Source organism: Coleofasciculus sp. G2-EDA-02, from assembly GCF_040226375.1.
Classification (GTDB): Bacteria; Cyanobacteriota; Cyanobacteriia; order Cyanobacteriales; family Coleofasciculaceae; genus Coleofasciculus.
This window is the reverse complement of record NZ_JAVKEW010000196.1, coordinates 22,179-28,391: the sequence shown is the minus strand read 5'-3', so window position 1 is coordinate 28,391 and position 6,213 is coordinate 22,179. Positions and strand designations below refer to the sequence as shown.

General features: G+C 42.8%; 5 protein-coding genes and 1 pseudogene. 1 reads left to right on the top strand and 5 read right to left on the bottom strand.

Going from position 1 to position 6,213, the window contains the following annotated elements; genetic code table 11:
• Positions 1 to 125: pseudogene (locus tag RLO19_RS23145) on the top strand (IS630 family transposase); the annotation flags it as partial.
• On the opposite strand, the gene RLO19_RS23140 reads toward RLO19_RS23145, so the two are convergent.
• From RLO19_RS23140 to RLO19_RS23120, 5 genes are all read right to left on the bottom strand, one after another.
• Positions 91 to 600 carry a hypothetical protein gene (locus RLO19_RS23140; RefSeq protein WP_446359761.1) on the bottom strand — a complete coding sequence of 170 codons (510 nt, stop codon included), beginning with the start codon at positions 598 to 600 and terminating at the stop codon, positions 91 to 93. The pseudogene RLO19_RS23145 and the gene RLO19_RS23140 overlap by 35 nt on opposite strands.
• A 20-nt stretch (positions 601 to 620) precedes the next feature.
• Entirely contained in the window at positions 621 to 2,936 is a 2,316-nt protein-coding gene (locus tag RLO19_RS23135; RefSeq protein ID WP_446359760.1) for a hypothetical protein, read from the bottom strand.
• A 58-nt stretch (positions 2,937 to 2,994) separates the two neighbouring features.
• Entirely contained in the window at positions 2,995 to 3,390 is a 396-nt protein-coding gene (locus tag RLO19_RS23130) for a plasmid mobilization protein (RefSeq protein WP_446359759.1), read from the bottom strand.
• Positions 3,391 to 4,117: 727 nt separating this feature from the next.
• A complete protein-coding gene (locus RLO19_RS23125) occupies positions 4,118 to 5,263 on the bottom strand; it encodes a competence protein CoiA family protein (protein ID WP_446359758.1) in 1,146 nt (381 codons plus the stop codon).
• Positions 5,264 to 5,823: 560 nt separating this feature from the next.
• Positions 5,824 to 5,952: a hypothetical protein gene (locus RLO19_RS23120; protein WP_446359757.1), complete on the bottom strand. Its 129-nt coding sequence runs from the start codon at positions 5,950 to 5,952 to the stop codon at positions 5,824 to 5,826.
• Between the last annotated feature and the right edge of the window lie 261 nt (positions 5,953 to 6,213).

The following is a 6,213-nucleotide window of genomic DNA, read 5'->3' as shown; positions in this document are numbered from 1 at the left end:
ATCGACTATTTGAATCAGTAGAAGAACTAGAAAAATTGCTACATAAATTATTAAATGAAGGAGAGCTTATAATTAAATGGAATAGAAAAATCAAAAACAAAGGCAATGCTGTTTATCCGGTTTAGCTGCGTAGCAGCTTAGCAAGAGAAACACGCCTCGGATAGCATTGAAAATTAAAGCAATAGTTGAAGCATCAACGGCTGTTCCTCCTCCGGCAGCCCCCGCTTCACTCGCCAGATTCGTCATAAATTGTTCGAGACCGCTTAGAAAAACGGCTTGGGCTGGAGTTGGGAAGTTATTGAGTAGAGCTGTCACTGTAATTACAGCGGTAGCTAAATGCCAAAATCGAATCTTGCTGCCGAACAGTTTTTCGAGAACGGGAACAGTTCTGGAAATCTGCCAAAGTCCAAAGAATAGTAAAGCTGCACAGCCGAATACGCTAACAAATAAAGGCTGAACGAGGGTTAAATAAATCGTGACAACCAGGCAAACGGCGATGAATGCTAAGTCGGCATTATTAAGTTTGAATTTCCGCATGAACGGGTTGAATCGGCGGCGTTTGTGTGCGATAGGTTTAGTGGTTTGGTAATTGTTGTGCATTGGTTTTCTCCTTAAGGGAATTAAGCTTGTAGTTCATCTTGGTCTTCTTTTGACCGTTCTTCGCGTTTTGGCGGGCTATAGTTGTGGTAGTTAGATGCCTGCGGTTCTCTGTTGTGGATGTTTTCTTTTTCTGGTGTTCCGACTAAAGCCTCCATTTCTTCAACCGAGATGTGGCACTCTCGAATGTCTGGCGGCTTTCCTTTCACCAGAACGGCATCGAACACTTGTGCGTCGCCATGGCGCGGGTCGGTTCCGATTAGCTGCTTTGACCCGTCCGGTAAATCCAGGATTTCAAAGTCGTATTTTACCGCCCCCGGAGTACCGTCTTCGCGGCGTGGTTCTCGCCAGGGGAACACGGGGTCTTTTTCGCCGCTGAAGCGTTTAGGGAAGGTGTTTTGAAACTTGTCAACGAGTGCTTGGGCAGTTGCGAGTCTGTCGTATTCTTCTTCTGACTGAGGTAACTTGAAGATGGCTTCTCTTTCCTCTGGGGTTAGTTTGTCTTGGTTGGGGTCAAACGTCCAGCGATTGCCCTCCTTTGTTCCAGAGAAGATTTCGTTACCATCGCTGCCGTTGATAGCAACATTAACGTTGTTGGCTTGGGTGGTTACATAGAGAATGCCGCCGTCATCGAACATGATTCCCGATTGGGGAGACTGTCCGGTAGCGAAAGCGTAATTGACTAAGCAATCGGCGACAGCCTCCCGCTGTTGTTGTACCTTTGTTTGAGTTACCATTTTGGTAAGAAGATCCTCGGGTTCGTCTTCAATGGGGACTGGGTTAGGTGCAGTAGTTTGGGGTTGGATTTTCTGAGACACGGGTGTTTTTGAATTAGGTTTTGTTTCCGATTCAAGGGATGCATTAACAGTAATTTTTTGTTCCAGTTCATCAACGATTGCTTCTAGGCGGTCTAGCCTTTTTGACAGGTTGCCTAAATAGTCTTGAATCTGGTCTAGCTGTTCGCTAATGTTGGCATCTTTATCTATCTGTATAGGTGGAAATTTTTTGTATTGTGGGTCAAGCTTGTGTCCTAGATTGTCGATTTTTTCTCCAATCTGAACTACACTGGATTGAGTGTCATCAACAACAATTCCATCAGCTTCATCGGAATCAATGTTGCTTTGGCTCTTTCTTTCGCGGCGTTCCTTTATTCCCAGCTTTTCTGGCTGGGTTGTAGCCGGGGGTTCTAATACTTGCTGAGTTCGTTCGGTAAGTCTTTCGGTACGTTCATCTATTGCCCTCATGTCTGCAACGATATCGGCTTGTTGCACGCGGACAGACACATTATCAGTTCGTTTGTTTAACGAATCAATTTGTTCGAGGATTTCCTCTAGTTTGTCAGCTTGTTCTTTCTCCCTGGCTTCCTCTATGTAATCAATCAGTTCGCTAACACTCTTGACTCCAAGTAGACCCATTAAAGTTGCACTCTGAATGGTTAACCCGGTTACGGTTAATCCGTTGATTTCGCTTCCTCGGGTTGTAGCAATAGCACCCTGATGTTCGGCTTCTTTTAGAAAAACTTCTAGTGAGTCAAGGAGTGGAGATTTTTTTTCGGGCTGTTCGGGTAATTGTTGTTTGGTTTGTGCGTTGTAAATCGACTTTTGGGTATTGCGATTTTTAGCTATCTTACCCAATACTCCAGTTGTTATAGGAGTATCTTCGTCATCGGATAGGAGTTCGTCAATATCATCTTCCTCCTGTTTCTGGGATTGTTTATTATTCTTGTGAGAAGATGCTGATTTATCGGATTTTAGCTTTGATTTAGATGTCCGGTTGGCTGTTTTATTTTGTCTTGGCGATTCCTCATCCTCTTCTAAGTCAGTCCAATCATCATCTAGTTCGTCATCTAAATCGTCGTCAAAATATTCTAATAGTTCGTCATCCTCTAAATCATCGCTGGACTCCAATTCGATTAAGTCCATTACATGGGATGGGGTGTAGTAGTTGTTATTTTCTTTGGTTTCAGCTCCTGCCTGTTTTAGATTTTTAACTAAATAGACACCACTAGTTCTATGGCTGGGGTCTTTAGTCAAGTAGAAAACAAAGCCAGATACCTCATCGCTTTTGCCTTCGGTGACTAAATCTACGCTGATGCTGGCTTTGTGATTTCCAGAATCATTTATTCTATCAGGACGCTTGTTGAAGGATTCAACAAAGTTTTTGAAATCATTCCAGTCCTCAATACCGCCTTCTTCTTGAATTGTTTCGATGGCAGCATCGAGAGTTTCTTGAATATGTTCTAATCTTTTGACGTGTCTGGGGTCTGTAGCTGTTAAGACAGACCAATCCCGTTTTGGTGCTGAAAAGTGTCTGGGCTTACTTGCGGATTTGGTAGCCATTTATTAATCTCCTTCAAGTCGGAATTTAGGGTAGAATCGGGGGATTGGTTGTTGTTGGCTATGTGGGAGGTTTACTGAGAAATTCACTGACGATTTTTCCTCTTAGTTCTTGGTGATACTCACCCAGAGTCCTGCTAAATTCTTGTAGAACTTCAAGGTTTTGTGTGGGGAGTTGTCCGGCTTTGACGGCTTTCTCGACAAACCTTGCCATTTGGTAGAGGTGTGTACTCATTTTCCGTAGTTCAGCGCATGCTTCTTGATTGATAGCAGGTATCGTGTAGACAAAGCTAAAAGCACGTTTTCGCAGATACTCAGAGACGTTTTTTTCACCGACTTCAGCCGCCCGTTTGGCTAAATCTTCCTTTTCAAAGGTTGTTAAGCGTACTCGGACGACTTCAGTCTTTGTACTGGGTTTTGGTAACTTGTTTTTTGGTGGTTTGGTAGTTGTCAGCACATCAATCACTGGATTTTAACTAATGGTTGCGTACTTTTTTCTAGCAATGGTTTAGGGGAAAGCGGTTAGCGACACCAAGCTATTTAGATGTTTTTAACTGGGCGATCGCCAGAATTAACTCAACCTTGTTGAGTAAGGTTTGTGATTATTTATTTATTGCTTTCATGGATTCAATTATCAGCAATTACAGTGGAGATAAGGCTGTTTCTTTGGGTTTATGTTTCGTTCGGTCACAAGTCTGAATCCCTGGAGGCTGGGGGAATGACATTTATCATCCAGTTGGCTGATAAGTGTAGGTACGATCCCGACGGTTGTTTGTAGAGGCGCGTTACCTTATCTAAGGCTGCAATAACTTCTGGGAGGTATTTTTGAGCGTCTGAGAGCGGACATCCCGTTATCTGGGAGACTATCTTGGGGTCGAGCATCAGTACTCCCCCCTGTAGTCATCTTCTGGGCTCCCAGAAGTTATCTGAGTTCGGGAAACTGTCTTCAAGGGAGTGACGGCAGTTTCTGTTGTTGTCACTTCTGGACGGGTATCTTCGGAGTTGGGCGAAGGTAGCTAGTAGCTAATAACCGAGGCTAATAATATGAAGTAGTTAGTTTTGTCTTCAGTGTCTGGCTTAGTTGCCAGTTGGAACATACAAAATATCAAAAGTAGCAGGGAAACCGTTCCCTGCATGACAAATATAGGGTTACTCGCATTTAGATTGCCGTTGATAAGCTTTGCTTAGATCTTACGCGATCGCTCTTTATCGAAAAACTGCTGAAAAGCTCTTGCTCTGGCTTTAATGACGTGTGGGTTGCCGAGGGGAGGAATCCCTAGGGGGTCTATGGATATGAAACACCACAAATTCTCTTTTTTTTTAACGACCTGCTTGTTCACGAGAGAACCCAAGCATCCACTTAAGGACTTTGGTTCCATCCTTAATCCTTTTTCCAATTTAGGAAAGGTTAATTTCCCCCACACTTCTAAGCATCTAGCGACCCTAACTGAGGGAATTTGCCTGCAAAAATAGTGAGGATGGCTAGGAACAAACCCCATAAATTGCCCTGTCAAAAGCAGAGCAACACTTAACTTAATCTTCCTTACAGGTTCTTCGATCTGCGACTCTTCAATAACCGAAGGAATACTATCAATATTATATTCATAACATTGCTCAATCCACTTTCCTGATTTTTTGTCAGGAATGAATTCTTTTTTAAGAATACCAATTCTCTTTGACAGATGAACAAATTCAACAGGTGAACCGGGAACTAAACTAAAAACTTTACTCAACTCGTCTGTAGATGGAAAATTGTTCAGGCGGTTCCGCGCTTTTTCTTTAGCCCCCAAAAACTCTTTCAAAATATCTTGATATCCCAGTTCAACATCTTGATCCTCTAATCCTCCCTCCTTAAACCACGAGTTTTTTCTTGTTTTAGAAGCAAAATAAAAATCGAACCAATACCAATTTTGCGGTAAAGTGTTGAGCGTTATTGGTAAATTCTGCCCAGAATAATCAACTGAAATATTCAAGTCAGATTGGCTTCTACTTTCGTTAAACGAGAAGATAGGGGGTACTTCGCCAAATCGGTGATAGTACCAATCTCTATTAGACTGGGTATTGGCTGATTTTCCAAACCACCAGACAACGGAAATAGAAGCATTTTCATAATCAACTGTCCGTTCTTCTAGCTCTTCTGGAGTGATGGCGCAAAGCTGGACTTCATGAGCCTCCATGCTTCCATCGGGCAAGAAAGAAGCAACGTCTATTATTCGTTTCTTGCCCGTTTCTAACTTAATAACAAATTCGTATTTAACCCCCAAGCTATTGTCTTTCAAACGCTTGTCTTCTTTGTACAATTCGTTGATACCACAAGTACCAACAAACAACTTGCCCTCACGATGCTCGACACTCTCCGAGTACCGAAAATTTTCTCGTGAACCCGTAAAGTAGTCGCGATCGAAACAGGAGTCTTCGGGAAAAACAGAAGGGATAGACTTAGGCTTCAAGGAAAAGTGCGATCGCACATGGGTTGTCCCTTGTCGGAAATGTGATCGTCTCAGAAAAACGGGTTTCTCGAAAAACTTGTCGATCAAGTCGTCGTCTAAGTTGACGCCCTGCATTGTGAGTTCGTTTGCTTCATCGGCGGTAATCTCGTCGCCTGTTGATTGTCTGATACAGGTGAACATAAAAAATATATCTCATCTCAAGTTTATGTTACCCTTTAGTTAAGCTCATCCGCCTCTTGAAGCCCCACTGTGCGTACTGTGCGTACAAATGACTAATGAGCATTTTTTCCAAGAAAATCCAAGACGCGATCAATCGCGCCCTGACAACACTGAGCAGTGAATGAAAGCACTTGATTGCCTGAAACTGCCTAGAATCAAGGCTCTGGATTGAAGCGCTACTGTTGGTTTCGATTCAAGGATTAAGTTTGAGCCTTGTTTTGTTATCCTCTGTAGGGGTCAAGTTGCACCCCTTGAATCGAAGTATCTGTTTCACCGTATCCCAAACTCAAAATCCGGCTGCGGAGAGTGGTCAGGAATTGCGATCGCCCTTTAAAAATTTGTACGCACATTTAACATGGCTTGCTACACATTCTTAGGGGAAAAGGGAGGAATGATTCGGGCTAATAGTGCATAAATTCCCTCAAAAACTATTAAATTTTGTTAATTTAGGGATATTTATTCTCAATTTGAAGGAATTTCTCGGAAATAATCGGATAAATGAGAAGAAATGAGGAAATAGTCGGCGATTTTTGCAGTAAATTTCCTATTGATTCCTATGTTTCACACTGACCGACTGCGCCTGCGACCCTGCCAAAGCGAAGATATTGACT

Coding starts and splice junctions, on each gene's coding strand:
- RLO19_RS23120 (WP_446359757.1), bottom strand. CDS start 5,952: ATGTGCGTACAAATTTTTAAAGGGCGATCGCAATTCCTGACCACTCTC.
- RLO19_RS23140 (WP_446359761.1), bottom strand. CDS start 600: ATGCACAACAATTACCAAACCACTAAACCTATCGCACACAAACGCCGC.
- RLO19_RS23135 (WP_446359760.1), bottom strand. CDS start 2,936: ATGGCTACCAAATCCGCAAGTAAGCCCAGACACTTTTCAGCACCAAAA.